Consider the following 25,517-nt stretch of genomic DNA (forward strand, 5'->3'; position numbering starts at 1 on the left):
TTTCTAAACTTACCGGCACCACGTCCAACTGAGGAGCATCATAATGCGCCTAATAAGTTTGTTATCTTTAATGTTGATATCAGCCACTGCAAATGCAGAAGTGTTTAAATGCATCGAAAAATTTGGCAGGGCCGTTTACCAATCCACCCCCTGCAAGTCAGGCGCTAAAGAACAACAGCTCGATATTAAAGCTGACCCCGCCAAAGAGGCAGCAGCCGAAAGCAACTTGGAAGCCGTTCAGAGCGAATACGAATCGCGTAAAGTAGCTCAGGATGAAAGAAACAAAGAACTTGAAAAACAACGCATGGAAGCAGCGACTCTGGAAATTGCCAGACGTAACGCTATAGCCCAACAAGAGCAGGCTGATGCCCAGAAAAGACAGGCTGAAGCTTTAGAGCAGCAAAATAATTACAACAATCGTCCACTCTATATTGTGCCATCAGTTAGGCCTCCCTGGCCTGCATCTAAACCCCCAACCCCATTCCCAGAACCTCGTCGTCCGCGCTCTGCTATCGATTAATTCCATTCCCCACCCAAGCACCGGCTGCAGCGCCCATGCCAGCAGCCAGCGGATCACCCCCGCCAAACTGATAACCCATAGCACTACCCATTACACCACCCAACATCCCGCTATTGGATCGCCTGTCATATTGATAAACAGGTGGTTGGTAAACCGGAACATAACGCACAACGGGCGGCGCGTAGTAACGAACCGGCTCCCGATAATAAACCCGTGGAGCCGGCGCATAATGCCTGACCACAGGACCATGATAATGTCTATGACCATGGTGATGTCCGTTATGGCCGTGCCCGCCTGCCGTCGCCAACGAAGTAAACATCACACCCGCCAGGATCAAAATTATTCTTCTCAACATAACAGCCTCCTTATGGGCTTATTCGATTTGTTGAGCTGAATTTTGCGAGTCAGAACTTAAAGCCCACTTAATGCCCCTAAAAACGCATTCGACTATCAACTACCGACCAGCACTCGGGCGACTGCAATCGCTTTTCTGACCTGTTCCGGCGCAGTGCCGCCAATATGATTGCGCGCCGCAACTGAGCCTTCCAACTTTAAAACATCAAATACATCAGCAGAAATGCTAAGCGAAAAGCCTTGCATTTCCTCCAGGGTCAATTCCGACAAATCACGCCCGCTATTCAGACCCAGCCGTACCGCTTGCCCAACCACTTCATGCGCGTCTCGAAATGCCATACCCTTACGCACTAGGTAGTCAGCCAAATCGGTCGCCGTCGCAAAACCGCGTTTGGCCGAAGCATACATATTCTCGTGCTTAGCTTTGATGTGCGGCATCATGTCTGCAAATGCACGCAGGCAGTTGATTAAGGTATCAACTGTATCGAATAAAGGCTCCTTATCTTCCTGGTTATCCTTGTTGTAGGCCAATGGCTGACTTTTCATCAGCATCAACAATGACATCAAATGCCCTGTAACGCGACCGGATTTGCCACGCACTAATTCAGGTACATCAGGGTTTTTTTTCTGCGGCATAATCGATGAGCCAGTGCAAAAAGCATCTGGAATATCGATAAAATCAAACTGCGCACTGGCCCACAACACCAACTCCTCAGAAAAGCGTGACAAATGCATCATGATCAAACTGCCAACGGCAGCAAATTCGATAGCAAAATCCCGATCACTAACCGAATCCAGTGAATTATTGGATGGCCGCGAAAAGCCTAGTAATTCAGCTGTCATATGCCTATCAATCGGGTAACTGGTGCCTGCTAGTGCTGCTGCCCCCAATGGCATGACGTTAATCCGTTTCACACAATCCTGTAGCCGCTCCTGATCCCGACACAGCATTTCAAACCAGGCCATTAAATGGTGGCCAAAGGTCACTGGCTGTGCTACTTGCAAATGGGTAAAGCCAGGCATAATGGTATCGGCTTCACGTTCGGCCACATCCAGCAAAGCGATTTGCAAACGTTTGAGTTGCACCAAAATGACATCGATTTCACTGCGCAAATATAAGCGAATATCAGTCGCCACCTGGTCATTTCGCGAACGACCAGTGTGTAGCTTTTTGCCGGCAATGCCGATTAAATCAGTCAGGCGGGCCTCGATATTCATATGTACATCTTCCTGCTTGACAGACCAAACGAACTCGCCCCGCTCAATTTCGCCACTAATCTGCGCCAAACCATGCTGAATATCCGTCAATTCCTGCTCAGTCAAAATGCCGATTTTGCCCAGCATTGCTGCATGTGCCAATGAACCTTGAATATCTTGTTGCGCCATCCGCTGGTCAAAGTTCACTGATGCAGTGAAGACCTCTACAAAAGCATTGGTCGCTTCTGCAAAACGGGCACTGGAGAGTTTTTCGGTATTTATAGTAGCCATGGCAAATCAAAAGATAAAAATAAAGTTGAATTATACCTTTGCTTAAGCATGATACAGCCGTTATTCCCGGATAATTATCCCCGGCCATGCAAATGCTGCGACTTTCTCTGTGATTGCATTATGCCGTGAATAACTGGACTTTCAGGGCTCAGCTGACTAACATGCTAAAACTATGATTTCTCATAACCCCAAGACCTCTTAACCCAAAACCGATATGCAGCAATCTTCAGCCTTTGTGAATTGGTTTAGAAATTCTTCGCCTTACATACATGCGCATCGTAATCGTACCTTTGTAATTTTTTTTAGCGGCGTTGCCGTTACCGAACCTGAATTCGATAAGCTAATCCATGATTTTGCCTTACTTAAAAGCTTGGGTGTCCGATTAGTGCTAGTACACGGCATCAGGCCTCAGGTTGATGAGCAATTGCTACAACAAGGCGACACCCCCAAATTTCATCATCACTTGCGCATAACGGATTCCGCTACTCTACAATACGTGAAACAAGCTGCAGGTTTAGTACGGGTAGAAATTGAAGCTTTGTTGTCGATGGGCGTATCCGGTTCCCCCATGGCTGGGGCAAAAATCCGGGTAGCCTCAGGCAATTTTGTCACCGCAAAACCGCTTGGCGTCCTGGATGGCATTGATTATTGTCATACCGGTAAAGTACGCCGCATCGATACCGAGGCGATTAATCGGCAATTAGAGCAAAACAATGTAGTCTTAATTTCCCCGATCGGATATTCACCCAGCGGCGAGATATTTAATTTATCAGCCGAGGAGGTAGCGACCGAGGTGGCCATTGCTTTGCAAGCCGAAAAGCTGATTTTATTAACCGAACAAACCTGCTCATCCCCTATTGATAACAGCCCTATCCCACAACTCACATCCGATCAGGCGGCTGCGTTGTTGCAGACTTCGCCAGCGCTACCGGATGCTGTCGCCCGATCTTTATACGCTGCCATACAAAGCTGCCAACAAGGGGTTAGGCGGGCGCATTTAATCAATCGACATTTGGACGGTGCCTTGTTGCTTGAGTTATTCACCCGCGACGGCATCGGCACTCTAATCAGTTCTAGCGAATTTGAAACGATTCGTACCGCCACATTGGACGATATTGGCGGCATCATGGAATTGATCAAACCGCTGGAGCAACAAGGGATATTGGTAAAACGTTCGCGAGAAAAACTGGAAATGGAAATCAACGATTATGTTGTCATCGAACGCGATGGTTTGATCATAGGTTGCACCGCATTTCATGTTATGCAAGGTTATCAATACGCAGAAATCGCCTGTCTGGCTGTTCATCCTGACTATCGAAATGGCGCCCGTGGTAACCGCTTATTGGAATATTTAACTAGTAACGCACAAAATCAAGCGATTAAACGTTTGTATGTACGTTCCACCCAAACGATGCATTGGTTTGTCGAGCGAGGCTTTAACGCTTGCGAAATACAAGATTTACCTGAGCCCATTCAAAGCGCTTATAACTATCAACGTAATTCTAAGATTTTTTACAAAGACATCCATTAAGCCCATCATGTCCACCATAAAAATATTACAAATCACTGACTTGCACATAAAGCCTCATCACGGTGAAACCATGCTGGGCATTGATACCGAAGTCTATTTTCAGCAGACACTTGATTATGCTTTCAATCAGCACGGACATTTTGATTTAATTTTACTGACAGGTGATTTGGCTCAGGACCCTTGCGCTGACAGTTATCAGCGAATTTACCAGTATTTAGTTCGCTATGACACCCGCTGCCTGTGCTTGCCGGGAAATCATGACGACTTTAATCTGATGAATCAATATCTGAACAAAAGCCTAATAAGCTGTGACAAGCAGATACTATTGGGCAACTGGCAGATCATTACAGTCAACAGCCAAAAACCAGGCAAGCCGGGAGGTGAAATTTCTCAAGCGGAATTACTGTTTTTAGAGCAAGCGTTAAATTCCCAGCCTGATCTACCGGCTTTAATTGCTCTACATCATCATTGCCTGACCACGGGTTCAAAATGGCTGGATACCATGCAAATCGAAAACAGCGCAGAGTTTTTGTCGCTAATTGAATCATTTCCACAAGTCAAAGTAGTCACTTGTGGCCATGTGCATCAAGAGTTTTCCCGATATCACAAACACATAGCACTGTTTGCCACACCCGCCAGCTGCTTTCAATTTAAGCCTAACTCATTAGAATTTAGTATAGATAATGCTGCACCCGGTTATCGGTTATTTAATTTGTTTGATGACGGCAGATTGACAACCCAATGCCACCGTTTGCCTATCAAACTAGACAACTTAAACCAAAATGCGCAAGAATATTGAGAACTATAATCCCGCCAGATAACTTGCTGCATCGACTTCAACATCATCTGCAACCAGCAATGCGCCAAGCTCATCCATAGCCTTACGGTAAACTCGCCGCTTGAAGTACACCACATCCTCCAACGGATACCAGTACTCTACCCATCTGAAGTTATCGAATTCCTGTTTTTGGCCGCAATCGAATCGCACTACGGATTCATCGCTCAGCAATCGCAGTATGAACCAGATCTGTTTTTGGCCTATGCATAACGGCAGCGAATTTTTGCGAATGTAACGCTCAGGCAATTTATAGCGCAACCAATAACGGGTTCGCCCAAGCAATTGCACATGCTCGTTACGCAAACCTGTTTCTTCCCACAACTCCCGATACATCGCGGTTTCAGGATCTTCGTTGCAATCAATGCCGCCTTGCGGAAACTGCCACGAATTAGCGCCCTTGCGCTTTGCCCAAAACACACGACCCTCGTCATTGCAAAGGATAATGCCGACATTGGGTCGGTATCCTTTCGAGTCTATCATGTGAAAACCTGTAATATTTGCCGCCAGTAGTATCGACTGAATGTTAAAATCGTACACGGGTGGACCATTAAAATGAATGGCGCAATTGTTCCACAAATAAGCGGCGGAAGCCATAAGCCGCTTGGTTTTATTTACTTTAGATAGGTTTTTCGTGAGTTTAGCAATTTTTGATCTGGATAATACGCTGATAGCAGACGACAGCGATTTCTTATGGGGGCAGTTTTTGGTCGACCGCGGTATTGTGGAAAAAGACCTTTACGAGCAGGCTAATAATAAATTTTACGAGGAATACAAACAAGGCAAGCTGGATATTGTCGAGTTCTTGAATTTTTCTTTAGCCCCGTTAGCGGCCCACGATGCAAGCCAACTCTATCAATGGCGTGAAGAGTTTGTAGAAACCATGATCAAGCCGATTACACTGAACGCAGCGCATGAATTAGTTGAAAAACATCGCGCGGCTGGCGACACCTTAATGGTGATTACCGCCACCAACCGTTTTGTCACCGAGCCTATCGTAAAACTCTATGGTATCGAGCACTTGCTGGCCACCACGCCGGAATTGAAAGACGGTCAATACACCGGCAAATTCATAGACACGCCGTGTTTCCAGGATGGCAAGGTCAAACAACTGCAGGATTGGCTAGCAGACTCAATGCATACTTTGGCGGGCAGCTATTTTTACAGTGACTCCCACAATGACTTACCACTGCTAAAGCTAGTCGATAACCCGATAGCCGTTGATCCGGATGATACGTTAAGGGCGACAGCGCAAAAATCTGACTGGCCCATAATTAGCCTACGCTGAAAGTTTATTTTTTCCGGATATAAAAAACTTGTCGCTCAGGCTCTTTATGATTGTGTAATAGCGCATGACCAGCCTGATCGACATAAACCCCAAAATCCAAATGAGCTGCAGGATCGGTGGCAATGACTTTAACCACATTGCCACTGTCTATTTCCATTATGGCTTTTTTCAGTCGCAAAAGCGGCAAAGGACACTGTAAGCCGGTTGCATCCACTTCAAAATCAAAATTGATCATTTTAAGTCACTCAAAATTACATTAGTTTTATCATACCACCAACCTCAGCCCTTTAAATCAAACAATCATGGATTACTTTCCCCTCTTTCTCAAACTCAAAAACCAGCCCTGCCTGGTGGTAGGTGCCGGTGAGATAGCCGCTCGCAAAATTGAATTATTAGGCCGAACTGGCGCTCAAATCAGCGTGGTCGCGGAAGAAATAAGCGAAAAGGTTTTGGCCATGCAAGGCTTGCTAAATCTGAACATCCTGAATAAGCGTTTTAACGATGATGACGTATTAAACATGCGACTGGTGGTTTCAGCAACTAATCACAGAGCCACAAACGAACAAGTCGCGGCCGCTGCTGAAAAACAGCATATCCCAGTCAATGTGGTCGACAACCCGGATCTATGTAGCTTTATTTTTCCAGCTATAGTCGATCGCTCACCATTGATAGCCGCTATTTCATCCGGCGGTGCATCACCGGTATTAGCCAGGATACTACGTGCAAAAATTGAAAGCATGATTCCCGCCGCCTATGGTCGTTTGGCACAATTTGCAGAGGAATTCAGGCTTACAGTTAAGCAACATATCAAACAACCATCACAGCGACGAATTTTCTGGGAACAGATTTTAAATGGACATATTGCCGAACTAGTTTTTAGCGGCAGAATACAAGAAGCCGAATCAGCATTCAAAAATCAGCTGCAACAGGCTGAAAAGTCCGAAAAAAAAGGTGAAGTCTATTTAATCGGTGCCGGTCCTGGCGATCCCGACCTATTAACCTTTCGCGCCTTACGCCTGCTACAGCAAGCCGACGTTGTGGTGTATGACAGGCTTGTATCGGACGGAGTTATGGAAATGGTACGTCGTGATGCTGAAAAAATTTATGTCGGCAAGCAGCGCAGCAATCACAGCCTGCCACAAGAATCGATCAACTCATTGCTGGCAAACCTGGCCTTATCGGGAAAAAGAGTGGCCCGCTTAAAAGGTGGTGACCCGTTTATTTTTGGTCGCGGCGGCGAAGAGATTGAAACCTTGATGCAGCAAGGCATCGAATTCCAAGTAGTGCCTGGTATTACCGCAGCCGCAGGCTGTGCCAGCTATGCAGGCATTCCATTAACTCACCGCGATCATTCACAATCCTGTACTTTTGTCACAGGCCATTTAAAAGACGGCACTATCAACTTAAATTGGAAACAACTCGCCGCACCCAATCAAACTATTGTGATTTATATGGGGCTGGTTGGATTACAAACCATCTGCCAGGCCTTAATAGACCACGGCTGCCCAACAGATCATCCAATAGCCCTGATTCAACAAGGCACAACCCCAGATCAACGTGTACTAACCGGCACACTATCAGACCTACCCAAGCAGGTAGAACACGCCGATATTAAGCCACCGACTTTAATCATAGTCGGCACAGTCGTGTTACTACATGAAAAACTGAATTGGTTTAAAACCCTAAAAGAACCCTAAATTAAAATACTGAGCATTCAGGAAACTTTAAGTTTAAAACGAAACAATGAAGCTGCAAGCCAGTGAAGACTTATTATTTTATTGAAAATTGATTGAATTTTCTCTAAAATTCCCTATCCTTTGCTGAGTTACTTCCCCTTGGTCTATGGATTTCTTCGGTTATTCATGGTCCTTATTTTTAATCACAACGAGAGAATACAATAATGAAAAAATCATTTGGTTTATTAGTAGGCGCGGCGCTGATTGCAATCAGCGGTCAAGTAGCAGCTAACGAAGCAGAAGAAGTTGGCGCAAAAATTTATGATCGCGCTTTCGGACGTGGATGCGGCGCTTGCCACGACATCGCTTCTAACCCACAATTGAAAGAACTGATCAAAGCCGGCAAACTGCCTAAAGATCAATTCTCTAAAGTTCTGAAAGAAGGCAAAAACGGTATGCCTAAAGCGGTTGAAGCTATCATGGCTGTCGGTCCTGTGAAAAAAGCAAACATGACCGAAGACCAAGCGATCGATGCTGTTTATACCTATCTGAGCAAATAAAAAACAGTCCTAAGAAACAAAAAAGCCGCCCACAAATGTGAGGCGGCTTTTTTATGCATGTCGACAAATTCTATAGGAATGATAATTTTATCGCATACAGCATGATGCGATTCCAATCCAACCAATTAACTTTCAGCACTTAGCTTAATTATTCCGGCTACGGCCAAGATAAATAGTGTTGTTATTCTGATGCGTCAACCGATAACGATGCCGTAACCAAATACCAGCTACAGCAGCAATCATCAATCCACAAGAAATAAAAGTCAGATAAACCAGATCCTTTAAATCGGTTAACTCTTTAATTAATTGTTGATTAGCCGCATCGTCCTGCAATTTAAGCTGAGGCCCAGTGTTGTAGGCGCTTAACACTTTTACATCACTTTTTAAATCCTGAATGGTATTCAAGGATTCAGCCATGCTGCCACGCTTGATGTTTTCTTCGAGAGAACGCAATTTACTTTCAATAGAACCACTCACCAAACCAAACATTTGCCCTTTCAAAGCATCGATTTCAGCCGAGATAACCGGATTCTGCAAGGCATTAGCAGCTGCGGTGGATTGATTGGTTTTCAGGTCGTTCAACCTGTTTTGTTCGGGCATTAAAATCAAACCCATGACAAAAACCACCGCCATCAACACAAACACCAGCATCGCCAAAAATCGGTTAGCTTTTACCAAAGCATGATGCTTTTGGACAGCATGCAGTATGGCTAGCGCGCGTGACTCAATGTTGGCATCATCCAGATTAATCTCAGGCATATCGCTCATTATTGTTTTTAATATGGCTAATCAGGAAGCTTCAAATCAATTCCAGCAACTGTAACAAGACTATCTTGCCTCGCACAAACCGGAACTCAAGCATAATGATCCATTATACAAGCTTCACTAAAAATGTCCTGCTTTAAGCTAGCAGAAAAAATTTAGCGACCTTTTTTAGCGGCAATACGCATTCTCAAAGCATTCAACTTGATAAAGCCTTCTGCGTCTTTTTGGTTATAAGCACCGCCATCTGCCTCGAATGTGGCAATATTTTCATCAAACAAACTATTGTCAGAAGCACGCCCTACCACGATGACATTACCTTTATACAGTTTCAGCCGCACTTTACCGTTTACATTCACTTGCGAAGCATTGATCATAGTTTGCAACATTTCCCGCTCCGGGCTCCACCAATAGCCGTTGTAAATCAACGAAGCATAACGCGGCATCAGCTCATCCTTCAAATGCGCCACTTCGCGATCCAGAGTCAATGACTCAATAGCCCTATGGGCTTTCAGCATCACGGTACCGGCTGGCGTTTCGTAGCAACCACGGGATTTCATCCCTACATAGCGATTCTCCACGATATCCAGACGACCAACGCCATTGGCGCCGGCAACTGCATTCAATTTAGCCATCACTTCGTGTGGCGTATGCGGTACACCATCAATGGCAATAATATCGCCAGACTGATAGCTCAGTTCAATATAAGTCGCTTGATCTGGCGCATTTTCCGGTGACACTGTCCAGCGCCACATATCTTCTTCCGGCTCTGCCCAAGGATCTTCCAGTACACGACCCTCGTAGGAAATATGCAGCGAATTGGCATCCATAGAATACGGCGAAGTTTTGCCCTTTTTCATTTCGACTGGAATGCCGTGCTCTTCAGCATAAGCCAGTAATTTTTGCCGCGAATCCAAATCCCACTCGCGCCAAGGTGCAATCACCTTGATATCAGGACGTAGCGCATAAGCGCCCAACTCAAAACGCACCTGATCATTTCCTTTGCCGGTAGCGCCATGAGAAATCGTATCCGCACCCGTTTCGTTGGCAATTTCGATCAGCCGTTTGGCGATCAGAGGCCGGGCAATCGAGGTGCCCAACAAATACTCACCCTCATAAACGGTATTGGCGCGAAACATTGGAAAGATAAAGTCGCGAGCAAATTCTTCCCGCAAATCATCGATATAAATTTCTTTGATGCCTGCTGCGGTCGCTTTAGCGCGAGCAGGCTCTAACTCTTCACCCTGACCGACATCAGCTGTAAATGTCACCACCTCGCATTGATAGACATCCTGCAACCATTTAAGAATTACCGAGGTATCCAGACCGCCTGAATAGGCCAATACGACTTTTTTGACTTCGGACATAATGCGATTCACACCCTAAATTTAAGAATAAAAAACCAGCGGATTATACCGGAAAACAACTTCCTTTCCGCAACAACCCATACTTCAAATTTGTTTTTCCAGCATATCGGCTATACGTCTGGTAGCGCCCTGGTTGCGCAACACAAAGGCTTTGGCTTTAGCAACCAGCTTGTTTCTAAAAACGGCGTCCTGATGAATACGCAACACTGCCTTGCTAATATCTGCCAGACTGAAACATTGCACAGCCGCCTCTTCCGCCAATATACGCTCGGCGATTTCCTTGAAATTAAACATCTCAGGTCCAAATAACACTGGCACACCTACCAAAGCAGGCTCCAGCACATTGTGTCCTCCCACCGGCACCAGACTGCCACCGACAAAAGCCACGTCCGCTGCGGCAAATAACAACTTCAATTCACCCATACTATCGGCAATGTAAATATCCGTCTCTGGGCTAACAAACTGATTCTCACTGCGCATCAAAACCTTGCAGCCTTGCTCCTGGCATAGCCTTTCTACAACGAAAAATCGCTCAGGATGCCGAGGCGCAATCAACAACAAAAGATTTGGAATCTGCTGTTTTAACCGGGCAAATACTTGCAAAAGCTGCGCTTCTTCACCTTGATGGGTACTGGCTAAGACCCAGACAAATCGCTCAGGAAATGATTGCCGCCTTAATGCGTTGCCATCTGTCATCACGCTGTCGTCAATTGTGATATCAAACTTGGTATTGCCAAGCACAACCACCTGCTCCGCCTTAGCGCCAATATCAATAAAATTCAATCTGTCTTCTTCGGTTTGCGTCGCTATTAACCTAATGCATTGCAAAGCCGGCTTAACCAGTGCGGGGATTTTTTTATAAGCTACCGCAGAACGCGCCGACAAACGGGCATTGATGACAAACAATGGAATGGCTTGCTCGGCACAACTGGCAAACAGATTTGGCCAGATTTCCTTTTCCATGGATACCAATAGCTTAGGCTGAAAATGAGCAAAAAACCGCTTGAGTATGATTGGCAAATCGTAAGGAAAATACACATGCTCAACCTGATCGCCCAACACCGACTTTATCCGCGCAGAACCTGTAGGTGTAATAGAGGTTACTAAAAAATGCTGATCCGGGTGTTCGGCCAGCATTAAACGTATCAGCGGAAAAGCGGCCTCCGCTTCTCCGAACGACACACAATGAAACCAAACCACGTCCTGCATCGGCTTACATTCATAAAAACCCAGCCGTTCTCGCCAGCGCAACCGATGACCACGCCCGTTGGCGCCACGCCAATAAAGTCGCAACAGTACCAACGGTAAGGCCAGATAAAAAATAAAGGTATACAGCTGCCGCATTGCCCCAGTAATCAACTCTAATAGCTATAAATAAATATGACGACATAAGCACCTGATAAACAACTTAAAGTCATCCCAATATAATGCGTCACTGCCTGGATATTTTTAAGCTCACAACAACCCAAGCTTAAAATATTCAAAAAAAACCGCAGATAACAATAATTAAACAGTAGAAATTGTAACAGAGAGAGGCATAAAACCTGGCATGAGACTAGGCAATTGTTACAGCATTGCTGCCAACATTACCCGTAGCCACCTTATAATCCAGATCCAGCAGAAGAAGACCCGCTACAGAATTCAAGCGGTTTTATATGAAGAAAGTGAGCCATCCTTGGCAGTCATCCTGACGTATCCTAACTTTATCCTTGCGCTAAAAAACTCTAAGGATTTTCAGCGACTTTTTAAAACGTTTTAAGCAGCAACCACTTTGCGTCGACCAATGCCTATCATGCCGATGATCGCACTACCGAACAACCAGACAGCTGCAGGGACTGGAACTTGAGAGACGGTAATAGTGTCGCCAGATAGACTAAAGCGCAGATTATCTGAGCTAAAGGTCACCCTATAATCACCATGACCACCAACATCAGTATTGCGAATGGTGTCGCCCGTATTAATGCCGCCCGCAGCCTCTGCTTCCGTTAAACGATAATCAGCCATGACAAATAGATAATTTCCTGCTGCAAGCGTTACCTCATAGGCAGGGTCCCGCTGGGCATGAATTGAACCATCACTCGCCCCAAAGACCGCACCAAGATCGTCGAGCTTGAAGTTTGCCGTATCAACAGCCGGGCAATTGTTGCCAATATCATCACAACGAGCTAAATGATTAGCTGCATTGCTCAATGGATTTGCACTACCGTCATTCAGCCAAAAATGCGTATCCGGATCAATATAGGTAAACTCACCATCACCATTTATATCCTGAGCATTTGCAACCGTGTTATCCGTACTTTCATAAGCAAGCACATTCACTTTAAAGCTACCGGCAGTTGGCATGACAATTTTCCAGCTATCGAAAGTCGTACCATCAACCAACTGAAAAAGGCTACCGTTAATTTCCAGCGAATTCGCCGCTTGTGCAGGTGCCAAACTGCTGCCACTGATCAAAGCGGCAGCAGTTAAAATTTTGATAAATTGACTCATATCCATGTCCCTTTTGAATAGTTTGAACCAAAAAAAGGCGAAGCCTGGGCTTCGCCTTAGTGATTTTATGCTGCGATGCTAGATTTGCGACGACCGAAGCCTATCATGCCGGCAACCGCACTACCGAACAACCATACCGCGCCAGGGACGGGGACAACCCCAGTCTGAGCGGAAGTCGTCACGGTCAGCTTGTAGTTGTCGACACCGGTATTCCATCTAGAGAAATCAACACCACCCAGATAGATAGAGTAGATTTTTCCGGCTTCCGCTGTAAATACGAAATCGTTTGCGGCATCTACATTGTCGCTATAACCAATATTGATCAAACCCGTGGTTCCGAACGGATTGTCATTTGTATAAGGTTTAGTGGCGTTATTCCAAGAACCATGATGACTGTAATTACCCGTGTTGGTATCCATACCTTCAAAAACAGTAATCCCGAAAGTACTAAACGTATTAGCCTGCTGCTGCCCCAGTGCAGTCAAATTCAAATGCACCATTTGGGTGACATCAGAAGATATCAAACCGATATCGGTTTGGTGCTTCCAGCCTGTTGGAGACGCACTATTGTCACGCCACGCACCACCTCCGGTATCGATTTCGGCATCAAATCCGTATTTCGCCATAGAGTCGGCACCGGAAATTTCAGCCACATCACCTTCTCCTGTTAACTGAACCGCCCAGTTCAAGTGCGAAGAACCAGCATAAGAAAAAGGCAATTTTTTATCCGCTGTTCCAGCCCACTGAAGTATCAAGCCTTTATTGCCTTGGCTTTCAGGACCAGTACCATATCCATCACTATTGGTATCTGCAATGCGTGTCCAGCCATCAGTGGCTGTTTTATCTTGTGAAGTAAAAGTGTTGTACATAGTAGTTGAAGCCGAGGCACTTGTAGCACCTACAGAAAGTGCTGCAGCGGCAATTGCCAATGCTAATTTAGTTTTCGTCATAATTTTTCCTCTTTCACTCAATTATTAAGTTTAATTACAAACCCCCCAGACCTTGGACTGGAAATCAGCATTGTAAGACCTGCCTGTCAGCTGTACTATAATTAAGCAAAAAACATACCACCCAACACTACCTATATTTTCCTAGCATTTCCGACTAAAAGTATTTGGTTTTATTTTAATAAATGCGGCATACAACACACATCAATATGCTAAATGACATAGTTTAATTTATTTGCACTAATTTATGACCCTGCAAACGCAACCATGCTGAATTGTTACCTAGCCCTATACATCAATGCCATTAAGTTAAGAAAAAGCTCCCTCTCCTGCTGGAGAGGGTTGGGGAGAGGAGATTTATAATAAGGCAAAAAAGCTTTATTTAATCCCCTCATCCTAACCTTCTCCCGGAGGGAGAAGGGATTGTTCTTCCTTAACTTAATGGCAGTGAGCCCTATACATGCCCCCCTTCAGACCTCAGCCTAGCTCCTCATCAAAAACTAGTAATTATTAGGGCATATGCCGCAATTTTCTGGAAATCCTAAAAGCTACCCTCTCAGGCATTTCCTCCTATCAGGCGAAATCACCGCTATGGAAAAAGGCAGCAAATACAGCAACTGCCATCTATAAGCATCCTGATCTCAGCGGTGAAATAGGCTTTCTCCGTTCAACGTCCCAGACGCTGCTCCAGATCCAATACCAGTTGTGTAGTTTGCAATACCGTATCGGGATTCAGACTCATGGAATCGATACCGATTTCCACTAAATACTCGGCCATTTCCGGATAATCCGACGGGGCCTGTCCGCATAAACCGGAATGCCTGTTGTTACGACGGGCACCTTCCACTGCCATCCGAATCATGGTTTTGACGCCGGCATCGCGCTCATCAAAATCATTGGCGACAATTTCCGAGTCACGATCCACACCCAGTGTTAACTGGGTTAAATCATTGGAGCCAATGGAAAAGCCATCGAACAATTCGGCAAAGGCATCGATTTGGATAACGTTATTCGGAATCTCGCACATCACGTAGATTTCCAGACCATTATCTCCGCGCTTCAAACCGCATTGCGCCATGTATTCCAGAACATTGACAGCTTCTTCGACACGACGACAAAACGGGATCATCAAAATCACGTTAGTCAGCCCCATTTGCTCTCGCACCCGTTTCATCGCCGCACATTCCAGAGCAAAGCCCTCGGCATAAGCCGGATGCACATAACGCGAAGCGCCACGAAAACCTATCATCGGGTTAGCCTCGTCGCGCTCAAACCAACGTCCACCTAGCAAAGTGGCATACTCGTTGGTTTTAAAATCAGACATCCGCACCACCACTGGTTTGGGATAAAACCCAGCAGCAATAGTAGCAACACCTTCCGCCAGTCTTTGAATAAAAAAATCTTCCGGCCTGGCATAACCTTCGGTCAAATTTTGTAATTGCTGCAACTCTTCGGCATCGGTGACTTTTTCCGGATGAATCAGCGCCATCGGATGCGCCTTGATGTATTGAGTAATGATAAATTCCATCCTTGCCAAACCGACACCATCGTTGGGTAAAAAGCTGTGCTTGAAAGCCAGCTCCGGATTCCCCAGATTCAGCATGATCTTGGTTTTAGGCCGCTGCATCTGTGCCAGATCGGTGCGCTGCACGGAAAAATCCAAGCGCCCACGATAGACCTTACCCATATCGCCTTCGGCACAGGAGACTGTCACCTCCATACCTGTTTCGAGCAAAGCCGTCGCATTGTCGCAGCCTATCACCGCCGGCACCCCCAGCTCACGGGCAATAATCGCCGCATGGCAGGTACGACCGCCGCGATTGGTGACAATGGCGGCAGCGGTTTTCATCACCGGCTCCCAATCCGGGGTAGTCATATCCGCAACCAGTACTTCGCCGGGCTTGAAAGTCGACAACTTGGCCACGTTATCGATCACCCGCGCAGTGCCGGCGGCAATCTTGCTACCGGTGGCATGCCCCTTGACGATCACCTCGCCGGCCTGGTTTAACTGATATTGCTCCAACACATTGCCAACAAGCTGCGAAGCCACGGTTTCCGGACGCGCCTGGACGATATACAACTTACCGTCCAGCCCGTCCTTGGCCCATTCCATATCCATCGGCCGACCGTAGTGCTGCTCGATTTTCAAGGCATAATCGGCCAGCGTCAGCACATCGTCGTCTTCGATACAAAACCGGTTGCGCTCTTCATTAGAGGTGGCAATATTGCGAATCGGCTCACGGGTACGCCCGTCGCTATACACCATCTTGATTTTTTTCGCCCCCAATACGCGGCGTAATACGCTGCGATAGCCTTGGGCAAACGTGGGTTTATGCACATAAAACTCATCCGGATCGACCGCGCCCTGCACCACGTTTTCGCCCAAGCCGTATGCACCGGTGATGAATACCGCATCTTTAAAGCCGGACTCGGTATCCAGCGAAAACATCACTCCGCTGGCCGCTAAATCCGAGCGCACCATTTTCATCACCCCGATCGACAAACCGATTTTGAAATGATCGAAGCCCTGATCCAACCGGTAATGTATAGCCCTATCGGTAAACAAGCTGGCGAAGCAGCGCTTACAGGCATCCAGCAAAGCGTGGCCACCATGAATATTCAGATAAGTATCCTGCTGACCGGCAAAGCTGGCGGTCGGCAAATCTTCGGCGGTAGCGGAACTGCGTACTGCCACGGTCAGATCGTCACCGTATTGCTGTTGTAACTGCTCGAAGGCGGCCAGAATTTGCTGCTGCAAATCGTCGGGTAATGGCGCGGCATACACTAGATCGCGGGCTTGTTGGGCACGCCGAGCCAGATCAGTGACATCGGCATCATCGACGACATCCAGAAATTCATGCAGCTTATCCCAAGCCCCGGCCTGATCCAGCATGTAACGATACGCCTCGGCGGTAATCGCAAACCCGTTCGGCACAATTACGCCCTGCCCGGCCAGCTGTCGGTACATTTCCCCCAACGAGGCATTTTTACCGCCGACCAGTGGGATATCGTTGATGGTGAGTTCGTTAAACCAGCGGATATAGTGGGATGAAGACATGCGACTCTCCTTGACTCGGTTTGATGTGTCTTCTATTGTCTACGCCGTTAGCATATAACTGCAAGCGTCGCGTTTGAAACAACCTATATTCCCGAAAAATCTCGCTATTCCATTTTATTGCAGGATCCGCAGCTTCCTAATTATCAGCAATTATTTCGTCAAAAGCCTCCCGAAAGTGATCGCTCAAATTAATAAAAAGGCTGGGTTAAACTTTGGTCTGTTCCTAGAGTTCTAGCGCATCATCATCGACCTGAATGCCAAGAAACCTAACCGCACTTTCCAGCTTAGGATTTGGTTTGGAATAACGTCCCGAATTGGAATCCGCATGCAAAACATCGTCATGCCGGGATTGCCGGAACCCAGAAGTCATGGATAACTGAAGACCTTACACCTCCCTGTGACCTGGATGCCGGCAATCCCTTATATCTTGATTCCAATCAATATTCCATATTTGCATAGTATCGCGTTTTGCTATTATTCTTTTTCGTATCGTAGCTAGTCTATGCGGATAATTGAAACCCCTTTTCACGAAAAACCCTGAGGCAAGCATCAACCACTTCAGGGTCATATCGCAAACCACAATGCAGCTCGATCTCTTCTAAAGCCGCGCCTATCCCCAGGCCCGGACGATAGGGTCGATGCGAAGCCATGGCTTCTATCACATCCGCCACTGCAATAATCTTGGCTTCAAGCAGCATTTCACTACCCGTTAAACCTTTTGGATAACCGCTGCCATCGATACGTTCGTGATGCTGTAAGGCAATTTTGGCAATTTCCCAGGGAAACTCCACATCTTTTAATACATCATAACCTGCCTGAGGATGACACTTGATCAACTCATACTCAATGGCGCTGATTTTGCCTGGCTTGACTAGAATTTCCAGCGGAATGGCGGTTTTACCCACATCATGCAGATAGCCGCCCACCCGCAAGCCTTCCAGTTTATTAGTATCCAGCCCCATTTCCTGGCCTATGGCCACGGCAATTTCGGCGACGCGCCGCTCATGACCCGCCGTATAGGGGTCGCGCATTTCGCTTAACATGGTGGCCAAACCCACGGTTTGCATAAAAGCAATTTGTAATTGGGTGGCGTAGCGACTGATTTGCAATTGGGCGACTTTTCTATCAGTGATATCCTGCATCAAGCCGATGATGGCAGGCCGGCCAAGATACGTGGAAAGCGAACAGTTGATCCCGACATCGACCCCCACGCCATCCTGACGTATCGCAGTGAAGATATAACTGGCCGTGTGTGATTTGCCGGTAATGATCTCTGCCAGTTGTCGCCCAACCTCCTGCCTATCTTTTAAGCTGACTACATCCAGTGGATTCATGCCCTGTAAATCAACGTTTCCAGCATAGCCCAAAATTTCAGCAAAGCGTGGATTGACATAGGAAAATTTGTCATCCTGAATGATATAGGCGCCAGCTACAGATTGCTCGATCAGGCTACGAAAACGCTGCTCCGATTCGGCCAATGAAGACACCGTCTGCTTACGCTTGGCTTCGCGATCAAAGTTTTCCAGCGCAAAGCTGATATCCGTTGCCATTTCAAGCAATAAATTGCGGGCTTCTTCGTCAAAAGCATGGCTGGTTTCTGTGAATAGGGTCAGATTACCAATCGGCACACCGGCTCTTAATAAAGGCAATGCCGCAGCAGCCCCCCAATTAAATTGCTTTGCCTGCTCAGGAAAGTCTACGGTGGCGGCATCATGCTGATAATCCTGGCACCAGTAGGGGCGATTTTCTCGAATCGCTATCCCTGTGGGCCAGAGTCCAAAGGGATGATCATCAACTGTCGACATTTCAATGCCATCCAGATATTCCATGCCCGTTCCATAGACTGCGGCAACCTTAACCCGCTGTTTGGCCGTATCCAACAGTCCAATCCATGCCATTTTCATGCCGCCATCTCTTACTGCCACTTCGCAGATAACTTGGAATAAGGCTTGCTGACTGGACGCGCGCACAATGGCTTCATTACATTGACTCAATGCGGCATACAATTTATTCAGACGCTGTATTTTGGCTTCGGCCTGTAGACGCTCGCTAATATCCTGAACCACCGCAATAAACAGCGGCTTATCATCGCCGGTCAGCTCCAAAAATACTTCCACCGGATAACGTGAGCCATCCTTACGTCGATGTTCGGTTTTAAATACCACCCGTTTTTCTTTACCTGAGCGTAGCGGCGCGACCAAATCCTCAAACCCAGCCACTGACATTTCCGGCTTAATATCCAGTGGCGTCATATGCCGCAATTCCTCCATTGAATAACCTAAATTCGTCCTGGCGCCGAGATTGGCCTCGACAAAATGCAAATTATCAGCGTCGAATATATAAATTTCATTGCTCGACTGCTCGATAGCCTGACTATAGCGAACGGCTAATTGTTGCGTACGTCTGCGTTGCACTATCCGCCAGATATCATTGGATATTAACTGCACGCTTTCGACATCTTGAGCGGTGTAATCTACAGATTTATTCCCGACACCGGTCATCATTACTACTTTGCCATTTTCAATCACCGGCACCGAAATCAATCGTTTCAGCACCGAGTGTCCTTCAGGCAAGCCCCGTTTATGCGGATAAGTTTCATAATCGTTAAACATCACCGCTTGCCGCTGGCGTAAAGCGTCTGCCCAAATACCCGCCTGACTAACTGGATAATGCTTATCATAAGCCGCCTGGCAATATTCACTTAAGGTGCGGCGCGACCAGGTAACTAATTCAATACTTTCTTCATCGGCATTAACAAAATGAATAAAAGAGATCCGGCTACCGGTCAAATCCTCGACCAACTCCTGAGCTTGTTGCATAAAGGTTTTTTCGTCTTCAATTTCTGCAATACTCGGCAAACGCAATAAAACCGCAGCGCGATCGGCCTGATACTTCAGGGCCAGGTGATCCGCCAGGCGTTGACTGATATCGCGCGATACGCCGCGAAAGCCTAACAAGGTATCATCCTCGCCGAATACCGGCACCCCGTTGGATTCCAAATAAACTGTTTGCCCATCCTTGCTCAGGCTGACAGTCTGTAACAAGGTAAAGGCTTGCTGCTGCAGCAAAGCCTCATCGAATATACCCTTTACCGAATCAACAGTCTGAGAATCGAGCAGATCCAATAGCGAGCGACCTAGTATATCTTCCGACTCATAGCCCAGCAGCTTTAGGCTGCGAGGACTGCTATACAAAAAGCGCCACTGTGTATCCACCTCCCAAATCCAGTCCAGGGACGCTTCTACCAACGAACGAAATTGCTCTTCGCTGGCGCGCAATGCTTGTTCGGCCTGGCGTAATCGCTGCCGGTCACCCGCCGCTGTCAGGGCTCGAGTAACCGCGCTAGGTAAGCGATGCAACCTATCTTTAATAAGATAATCGTCCGCGCCCTGATGCAGACTGTCGACCGCCATATCTTCACCCATGGCGCCGGAGACGAAAATAAACGGTGTGTCTGGATTGGTTTGGCGCAGCAGCTTCAGCGCCGCCATGCCATCAAAATGCGGTAAATGGTAGTCGGCTAAAATCAGATCAGGCTGAAATTGGTCTAAGGCTTGCAAGAATGCCTCTCGGCTTTCTACCCGTTTGGCCGTGAACTCGATTTGGGCTTTTTTGAGAGCGTGTTGATTCAGTTGAGCATCGATCTCACTATCTTCCAACAACAACAAACGTAGCGGTTCGGTCATGTTTTATTATTTTCCGGCAATTTCGGGTGGCACGCGATTTATTAATATCCAATACAAGCCCAGCGTTGCTACGGTTTCGGCAAATTCCTTGAAAACCACCGGCTTGGACACATAGCTGTTAACCCCCAGTTTATAGCTTTCTACCACATCGCGCTCTTCCTTGGATGACGTCAACACCACAACCGGCAACTCGTGGGTATCCGGATTGGCGCGGAGCGCTTTGAGCACATCGATGCCATCCAGTTTAGGTAAGCGTAAATCCAGCATTACCACTTTAGGCAATCCTTCATTATTAATATATTGCCCGCGATGAAACAGGAATTCTAACGCTTCTTCGCCGTCTTTTACCCATGCAATTTGATTAGCCAGATTATGTTTGCGTAAAGCATGCAACGCCAGTTCCGCATCGTCTGGATTATCTTCAACCAGCAATATCTGCACAATGGATTCTTTAAAAATCATCAATTACTCCTTCAACCAAGGCTGTGGTTAGTGATACAGCGGCACATCCAGCATATCGGCATCGACATTTAAAACCAATGGCTGCTGTCGACTGCTCGGTAAGCAGAAACTGAAAGTAGCTCCGCCATCAGGTACCGCGGTTGCATTAACTGTGCCGCCATGTTTCTGCACAAAGCGTTTCACAATCGCCAACCCGACGCCGGTGCCTTCAAATTCGTCCATACCGTGTAAGCGCTGAAACATCACAAACAATTTATCGACATACTCCGGGTTAAAACCGACGCCGTTATCCTGTACCGAAAAACAGACCGCATCGGTTGTGATTTTAGCGCTCACGTCGACTAGGCCTGGCTGACGCTGCCGACTGAATTTTATGGCGTTACTTATCAAGTTAGTCAGAATTTGTCGCATGGCACGCGGATCGCACTCGACAAAGGGCAATGGACTGGCACGCAATTGTACATTCACATCATTACGGCTAGCGGTTAAATCGACCCACACCTCATTGAGCAAGGCATTCATATCGACCCACTGCCAATCAATTTCCAGGCGGCCCGCACGGGAAAACGCCAGGATGTCATCGATCAAACATCCCATTTTCCGAGCATTGTCCTGCACCACTTTGAACATGCGTTTACCTTCGTCATCGAGCTGGCTGGCATGTTCTTCTACCAGCATATCGATAAAGCCATCGATAGCCCGCAGCGGGGCGCGCAGATCATGCGAAACAGAGTAACTAAAACTCTCCAGATCCTTGATGGACATTTCCAGCGCATGCGCTTGCCGAACCAGTGCCTCAGTGCGAGCAGTCACATCCTGCTCCAGTTGCTGTTGATAACGCGCCCTATCCTGCTCCAATTGTTTACGTTCGGTGATATCCCGATTGACGCCACGTAAGCCCAGATAAACGCCTTGAAGGTCAAATACCGGACTATGCTGATTTTCCAGCCAAAACAGGCGGCCATCAGCTCTTATAAGTCTAAACACGGTTACTTTAATCTCAGTCGATTGCTCTTGAATAGTCAGGCATTGCGTCCAATCAGCTCTATCGTCCGAATGTACTAAAGTGTCCATTACATCTGGGTTTTCATAGAAAGCCTGAGCAGACAGGCCTGAAATTTTTTCACAAGCGGGAGAAACATAGATATAACGTCCATCTGCACCTAACCAATACTCCCAATCTGCAGAATAATCGGAGACGATACGGTATTTTTCTTTTTGCAGCGCCAATGCTGTGTGAGCTTCCTGCAACGCCGTCAACATACTGCTTAATGATTGATTGAGGCTGACAATCTCATCGACTGAGGCAGCCACATCAAAATGCGCTCCCTTACCTTGAGCGATCGCGTGTGCAGCGATACTTAGCTTATGCAATGGCAAGACAATACTTCTACCCTGATAAACAGAAAAACCTATGACGGCAAGCAAGACTATCGCCATGAAAATATAAAAATACAACTGTGCCTGCTGAATGCGCAGATTAGTTTGGCTAACGACCTGATTTTGGGCGACCTCATTGAATACGCTCAAATCATCCAGAACCGCTTTTACCATGCTGAACTGATTGAGCAATTGCAGCCGCTTCAAAGGCTCCAAGGCATCATTGTTGTTATAGGCTTTGAACCATTCCCTATAAAGGAAAGCTAAACTACCATTTGCTAAAACATAGGCTGACAGGATATTTCGCCCCTCATCTAAACCCGTAGTTTTCGTTAAATGATGTTGATCAAGCAATAGTTGCTGCAACGCTTCAGTTATCCGCTCGCTTTGCTGCTCACTTTCTGCAATTGACTCTAAAGCATTGCGTGCATCTTGCGACTGGTGGGATAGCGCCGTAGTCAGGCGTACTTGCGATAAATAACGCAAGTCACGTGCCATTTTAACGCTGCGTTGATGGATCGAAATATGCTCACTCAACTCGGTTTGCAATATACCAAACTGTAGATTGAACAAGAAAAAACCCGTAAACAACAACATACTGAAAAATAACCACGGAATTAGCAGTTTTGCATTCAGACGCATATTCAGCCTAATGGGTTATGTATTCTGGCGAGAGCGTGACTGCCGTCGGCCTAACGCTTCTAAGCAAATCAGTTGCAAAATAGGATGTCAAATCAACCGTACTTTGCTGTTGCCCTGTGTTTGCGGCATACCACTTTAACTCGCCACTCAGGGTAGCAAACAACAAATTATCCAGTCGCACCCGTGGCTGGATTAAAGCCCAGGCTTGTTTTACGCTTTCCGCTGGCTGATCGGACAAGGTTTCGATAATGATTTGTAAAGCATGTTCAGGCTGATTCTGCGTAAAGGCCTCTGCGCGCAACAAGGCAGTCAATAATTTTTTTAACGCCTCCGGACGTGTGTTTATCACCTGCTCCACCGTGCTTAAGGTTATAAACTCCATATAAACAGGACTAGTGAACACCGTTGCTGCGTCGGCTCCCAATATTCTAATTGCATTTTGCGTATGCGGGGACCAAGCGGCAATGGCATCCACCCGACCTTGGATGACAGACTCTACGGCTTCCTTAGGCGACAATATCACACGCTCTATTTGATTAGGCGCTATACCGGCATTCGCAAGTACCACGGCAAGCAGGTAATCGGCGGAAGAATTTAATGATGTACCAATACGCTTGCCTTTCAAGTCTTCCGGCTTTTCAATACCACTGTCTTTACGCGCAACAATTTGCGTATATTCTTTGGTGAGTGCTAACGAAGACAATACTCTAATGGGTACTTGATTCTGGATATTAATGATGACAGGCGTTTCAAACGGTGTTCCTACATCGGCATTACCTGCCACTACAGCGGCGATGGCATCGCGACCACTGCTATGCTGTTGCAATGTCACATCCAGACCGGCTTCCCGAAAATAACCCTCATGCTCGGCAATATAAATCAAGCCGAAGGCGGCTTGATGCGCTTCGGCAATCACCAAGCTTTCCAGCTGGGGTGGCTGCGTGTCACATCCATTCATCCCTACAAGCAAAATCAGGATTGCTAACCCATTAAGTAGTTGCCGCCGTTTCATTCCCGCTCCCGATTAAAGCCATAAGTTCAGCACTGCTTACACAACATAGGGTGCTAATAAACAAAAGGCTCTAAGTTCACAGGCGTTATAAGCAATCAAAAAAGTGAGGCACGCGAATAAATTATAATGATGCAATTGGCCTCTAGCCTGAGTTTTCGTTACTGTATTTGCCTCTACGTCAGCCTATATTTAACACAAATTATTTATGCTTGGTTAGAAAAAATCAGCCAGTTTAAATCTCTTAAATTAGCGGCTGCACAAATTGTGGCCGCTACATTTGTGAGCAGGCAAATTCCGACCCGTTTTTGCCTAATGACAACCCCATCCGATATGACGGCGTTTAGATCACCAATCTGCCGTGCATAGGAAACTGACAACAGACACCACGGCAATATCTTTTTCTCTATGAAGTGCTGGATAATCAGGTTTCTATGGTGATTGAATTGTTCTAACGTATAAAGATGTCACACTTTACCCTAATTACGCTGATACTATCGGCGACTACCCAAGCTCTAGCCGCTATCATTGCATTGCGTGGGCTTCATCTTGCTGGCTCGTTCCGGCTTTCTTGGATTTGTATATCCGCTGCACTTTTCCTCATGCTCGAAAGAAGGGTGATCCCGATATGGCATATTTATGCCGGAAGGCAGGAAGATCCACTCAACACATTCATCGGCTTGGCCGTTTCGCTATTAATGCTGTGCGGTGTAATAGGCCTGAAACGGTTGTTTCAACTCATGCACGCGAATGAAGTGGAATTGGAGAGACTGGCGCATACCGATTTCCTTACTGGCTTGAATAACCGTCGATATTTCATGAAAAAAGTCAAACAGGAATTGATCCGGGCCGTGCGCTACGATAGCGCGTTCTCGCTTATGATGCTAGATATCGATTTCTTCAAGAAGGTGAATGACACTTACGGTCATCACATTGGCGATATCGTCCTGCAGAAAGTGGCACGCCACTGCCAAAAGACAGTGCGTAGCATCGATATTATTGGCCGGCTTGGCGGTGAGGAGTTTGCCGTATTTCTTCCTGAATCAGGTTACGACAGAGCCTACGATGTGGCCGAGCGCCTACGCTCGGGCATTGAGGAAACACTACTCGAATGTGTTGGCGATAACCTGCTCCATGTCACTGTGTCGATTGGCTTGGTGAGCACTGGACACACAGGGAATTCGATTGATGAATTACTTGATCTGGCTGACAAAGCACTTTATGAGGCAAAAACTAGCGGACGCAACAGGATTTGCCGAAGTCAGTGAGCGAACCGGCCAAAATACGGCCTTAATCGGCTGGATACAAAAAGTCCGTATTTCTAATATTTACCACTCGTTTGACTCATCGGATTTAGACCGCGTTAATGGCACCGAATCCAGGCGCAATAACATAGACAGACATAGACCGCTAGATTCTAGGTTGTTTTTCTATCCATGGTCAGAGTCACTGCCATTAAGTT

General features: G+C 46.7%; 23 protein-coding genes. 8 read left to right on the forward strand and 15 right to left on the reverse strand.

Going from position 1 to position 25,517, the window contains the following annotated elements; translation table 11 throughout:
- Positions 1–43: 43 nt before the first annotated feature.
- Positions 44–520: a DUF4124 domain-containing protein gene (locus tag A1359_RS20890; protein ID WP_066988024.1), complete on the forward strand. Its 477-nt coding sequence runs from the start codon at positions 44–46 to the stop codon at positions 518–520.
- Here A1359_RS20890 and A1359_RS20895 read toward each other — a convergent pair.
- Together A1359_RS20895 and argH are read right to left on the reverse strand one after the other, a co-directional pair.
- Positions 510–875, reverse strand: a complete 366-nt coding sequence (locus A1359_RS20895) for a hypothetical protein (protein ID WP_066988027.1) — start codon at positions 873–875, stop codon at positions 510–512. The genes A1359_RS20890 and A1359_RS20895 overlap by 11 nt on opposite strands.
- Positions 876–970: 95 nt before the next feature.
- Positions 971–2,362, reverse strand: a complete 1,392-nt coding sequence (gene argH, locus A1359_RS20900) for an argininosuccinate lyase (protein WP_066988029.1) — start codon at positions 2,360–2,362, stop codon at positions 971–973.
- Positions 2,363–2,576: 214 nt separating this feature from the next.
- On the opposite strand from argH, the gene argA reads away from it, so the two are divergent.
- Complete coding sequence (argA, locus tag A1359_RS20905) at positions 2,577–3,893, forward strand: amino-acid N-acetyltransferase (protein ID WP_066988030.1); 1,317 nt, start codon at positions 2,577–2,579, stop codon at positions 3,891–3,893.
- A 7-nt stretch (positions 3,894–3,900) separates the two neighbouring features.
- The gene (gene cpdA / locus A1359_RS20910) at positions 3,901–4,692 is read left to right on the forward strand and encodes a 3',5'-cyclic-AMP phosphodiesterase (RefSeq protein WP_066988032.1); all 792 of its coding nucleotides are present in this window, start codon (positions 3,901–3,903) and stop codon (positions 4,690–4,692) included.
- A gap of 3 nt (positions 4,693–4,695) precedes the next feature.
- Here cpdA and A1359_RS20915 read toward each other — a convergent pair whose 3' ends face one another.
- A complete protein-coding gene (locus A1359_RS20915) occupies positions 4,696–5,211 on the reverse strand; it encodes an RNA pyrophosphohydrolase (RefSeq protein WP_066988062.1) in 516 nt (171 codons plus the stop codon).
- A gap of 151 nt (positions 5,212–5,362) precedes the next feature.
- Between A1359_RS20915 and A1359_RS20920 the strand changes: the two genes are divergently transcribed.
- Positions 5,363–6,016, forward strand: coding sequence for a histidinol-phosphatase (locus tag A1359_RS20920; RefSeq protein ID WP_066988064.1), 654 nt, complete (start codon positions 5,363–5,365; stop codon positions 6,014–6,016).
- Positions 6,017–6,020: 4 nt separating this feature from the next.
- Here the strand turns inward: A1359_RS20920 and A1359_RS20925 are convergent, their stop codons facing one another.
- On the reverse strand, positions 6,021–6,251 hold the full coding sequence (locus A1359_RS20925; RefSeq protein ID WP_066988033.1) for a sulfurtransferase TusA family protein: 231 nt from the start codon (positions 6,249–6,251) through the stop codon (positions 6,021–6,023).
- Positions 6,252–6,318: 67 nt separating this feature from the next.
- Here A1359_RS20925 and cysG point away from each other — a divergent pair, with 67 nt between their 5' ends.
- Together cysG and A1359_RS20935 are read left to right on the forward strand one after the other, a co-directional pair.
- On the forward strand, positions 6,319–7,713 hold the full coding sequence (gene cysG / locus A1359_RS20930; RefSeq protein ID WP_066988035.1) for a siroheme synthase CysG: 1,395 nt from the start codon (positions 6,319–6,321) through the stop codon (positions 7,711–7,713).
- A gap of 203 nt (positions 7,714–7,916) precedes the next feature.
- Complete coding sequence (locus A1359_RS20935) at positions 7,917–8,252, forward strand: c-type cytochrome (protein ID WP_066988036.1); 336 nt, start codon at positions 7,917–7,919, stop codon at positions 8,250–8,252.
- 144 nt (positions 8,253–8,396) lie between these two features.
- Here A1359_RS20935 and A1359_RS20940 read toward each other — a convergent pair whose 3' ends face one another.
- The 11 genes from A1359_RS20940 to A1359_RS20990 all read right to left on the reverse strand — a co-directional run bounded on the left by A1359_RS20940 (position 8,397) and on the right by A1359_RS20990 (position 24,058).
- Positions 8,397–9,020, reverse strand: a complete 624-nt coding sequence (locus A1359_RS20940) for a hypothetical protein (protein ID WP_066988038.1) — start codon at positions 9,018–9,020, stop codon at positions 8,397–8,399.
- A 152-nt stretch (positions 9,021–9,172) separates the two neighbouring features.
- Positions 9,173–10,381, reverse strand: coding sequence for an argininosuccinate synthase (locus A1359_RS20945; protein WP_066988040.1), 1,209 nt, complete (start codon positions 10,379–10,381; stop codon positions 9,173–9,175).
- 84 nt (positions 10,382–10,465) lie between these two features.
- A complete protein-coding gene (waaA, locus tag A1359_RS20950; RefSeq protein ID WP_066988041.1) occupies positions 10,466–11,725 on the reverse strand; it encodes a lipid IV(A) 3-deoxy-D-manno-octulosonic acid transferase in 1,260 nt (419 codons plus the stop codon).
- 411 nt (positions 11,726–12,136) lie between these two features.
- Positions 12,137–12,871, reverse strand: coding sequence for a VPLPA-CTERM sorting domain-containing protein (locus A1359_RS22935; protein ID WP_198159423.1), 735 nt, complete (start codon positions 12,869–12,871; stop codon positions 12,137–12,139).
- Positions 12,872–12,936: 65 nt separating this feature from the next.
- The gene (locus A1359_RS23355; protein WP_066988045.1) at positions 12,937–13,821 is read right to left on the reverse strand and encodes a hypothetical protein; all 885 of its coding nucleotides are present in this window, start codon (positions 13,819–13,821) and stop codon (positions 12,937–12,939) included.
- A 664-nt stretch (positions 13,822–14,485) separates the two neighbouring features.
- A complete protein-coding gene (gene ppsA, locus A1359_RS20970; protein WP_066988046.1) occupies positions 14,486–16,876 on the reverse strand; it encodes a phosphoenolpyruvate synthase in 2,391 nt (796 codons plus the stop codon).
- A 223-nt stretch (positions 16,877–17,099) separates the two neighbouring features.
- Complete coding sequence (locus A1359_RS22600; protein ID WP_157200618.1) at positions 17,100–17,246, reverse strand: hypothetical protein; 147 nt, start codon at positions 17,244–17,246, stop codon at positions 17,100–17,102.
- Positions 17,247–17,376: 130 nt separating this feature from the next.
- Complete coding sequence (locus tag A1359_RS20975) at positions 17,377–20,562, reverse strand: PAS domain S-box protein (RefSeq protein WP_066988048.1); 3,186 nt, start codon at positions 20,560–20,562, stop codon at positions 17,377–17,379.
- A 6-nt stretch (positions 20,563–20,568) separates the two neighbouring features.
- The gene (locus A1359_RS20980; RefSeq protein WP_066988051.1) at positions 20,569–21,024 is read right to left on the reverse strand and encodes a response regulator; all 456 of its coding nucleotides are present in this window, start codon (positions 21,022–21,024) and stop codon (positions 20,569–20,571) included.
- Between the two features lie 27 nt (positions 21,025–21,051).
- The gene (locus tag A1359_RS20985; protein WP_066988053.1) at positions 21,052–23,046 is read right to left on the reverse strand and encodes a HAMP domain-containing histidine kinase; all 1,995 of its coding nucleotides are present in this window, start codon (positions 23,044–23,046) and stop codon (positions 21,052–21,054) included.
- A gap of 7 nt (positions 23,047–23,053) precedes the next feature.
- Positions 23,054–24,058, reverse strand: coding sequence for an ABC transporter substrate-binding protein (locus A1359_RS20990; protein ID WP_066988055.1), 1,005 nt, complete (start codon positions 24,056–24,058; stop codon positions 23,054–23,056).
- A 599-nt stretch (positions 24,059–24,657) separates the two neighbouring features.
- Here A1359_RS20990 and A1359_RS20995 point away from each other — a divergent pair.
- Positions 24,658–25,323 carry a GGDEF domain-containing protein gene (locus tag A1359_RS20995; protein WP_198159424.1) on the forward strand — a complete coding sequence of 222 codons (666 nt, stop codon included), beginning with the start codon at positions 24,658–24,660 and terminating at the stop codon, positions 25,321–25,323.
- Positions 25,277–25,517: hypothetical protein (locus A1359_RS23360; protein ID WP_232322430.1), on the forward strand; the 241-nt coding region annotated here is incomplete at its 3' end. The genes A1359_RS20995 and A1359_RS23360, both read left to right, overlap by 47 nt.

This window comes from Methylomonas lenta (assembly GCF_001644015.1).
Lineage (GTDB): Bacteria > Pseudomonadota > Gammaproteobacteria > Methylococcales > Methylomonadaceae > Methylomonas > Methylomonas lenta.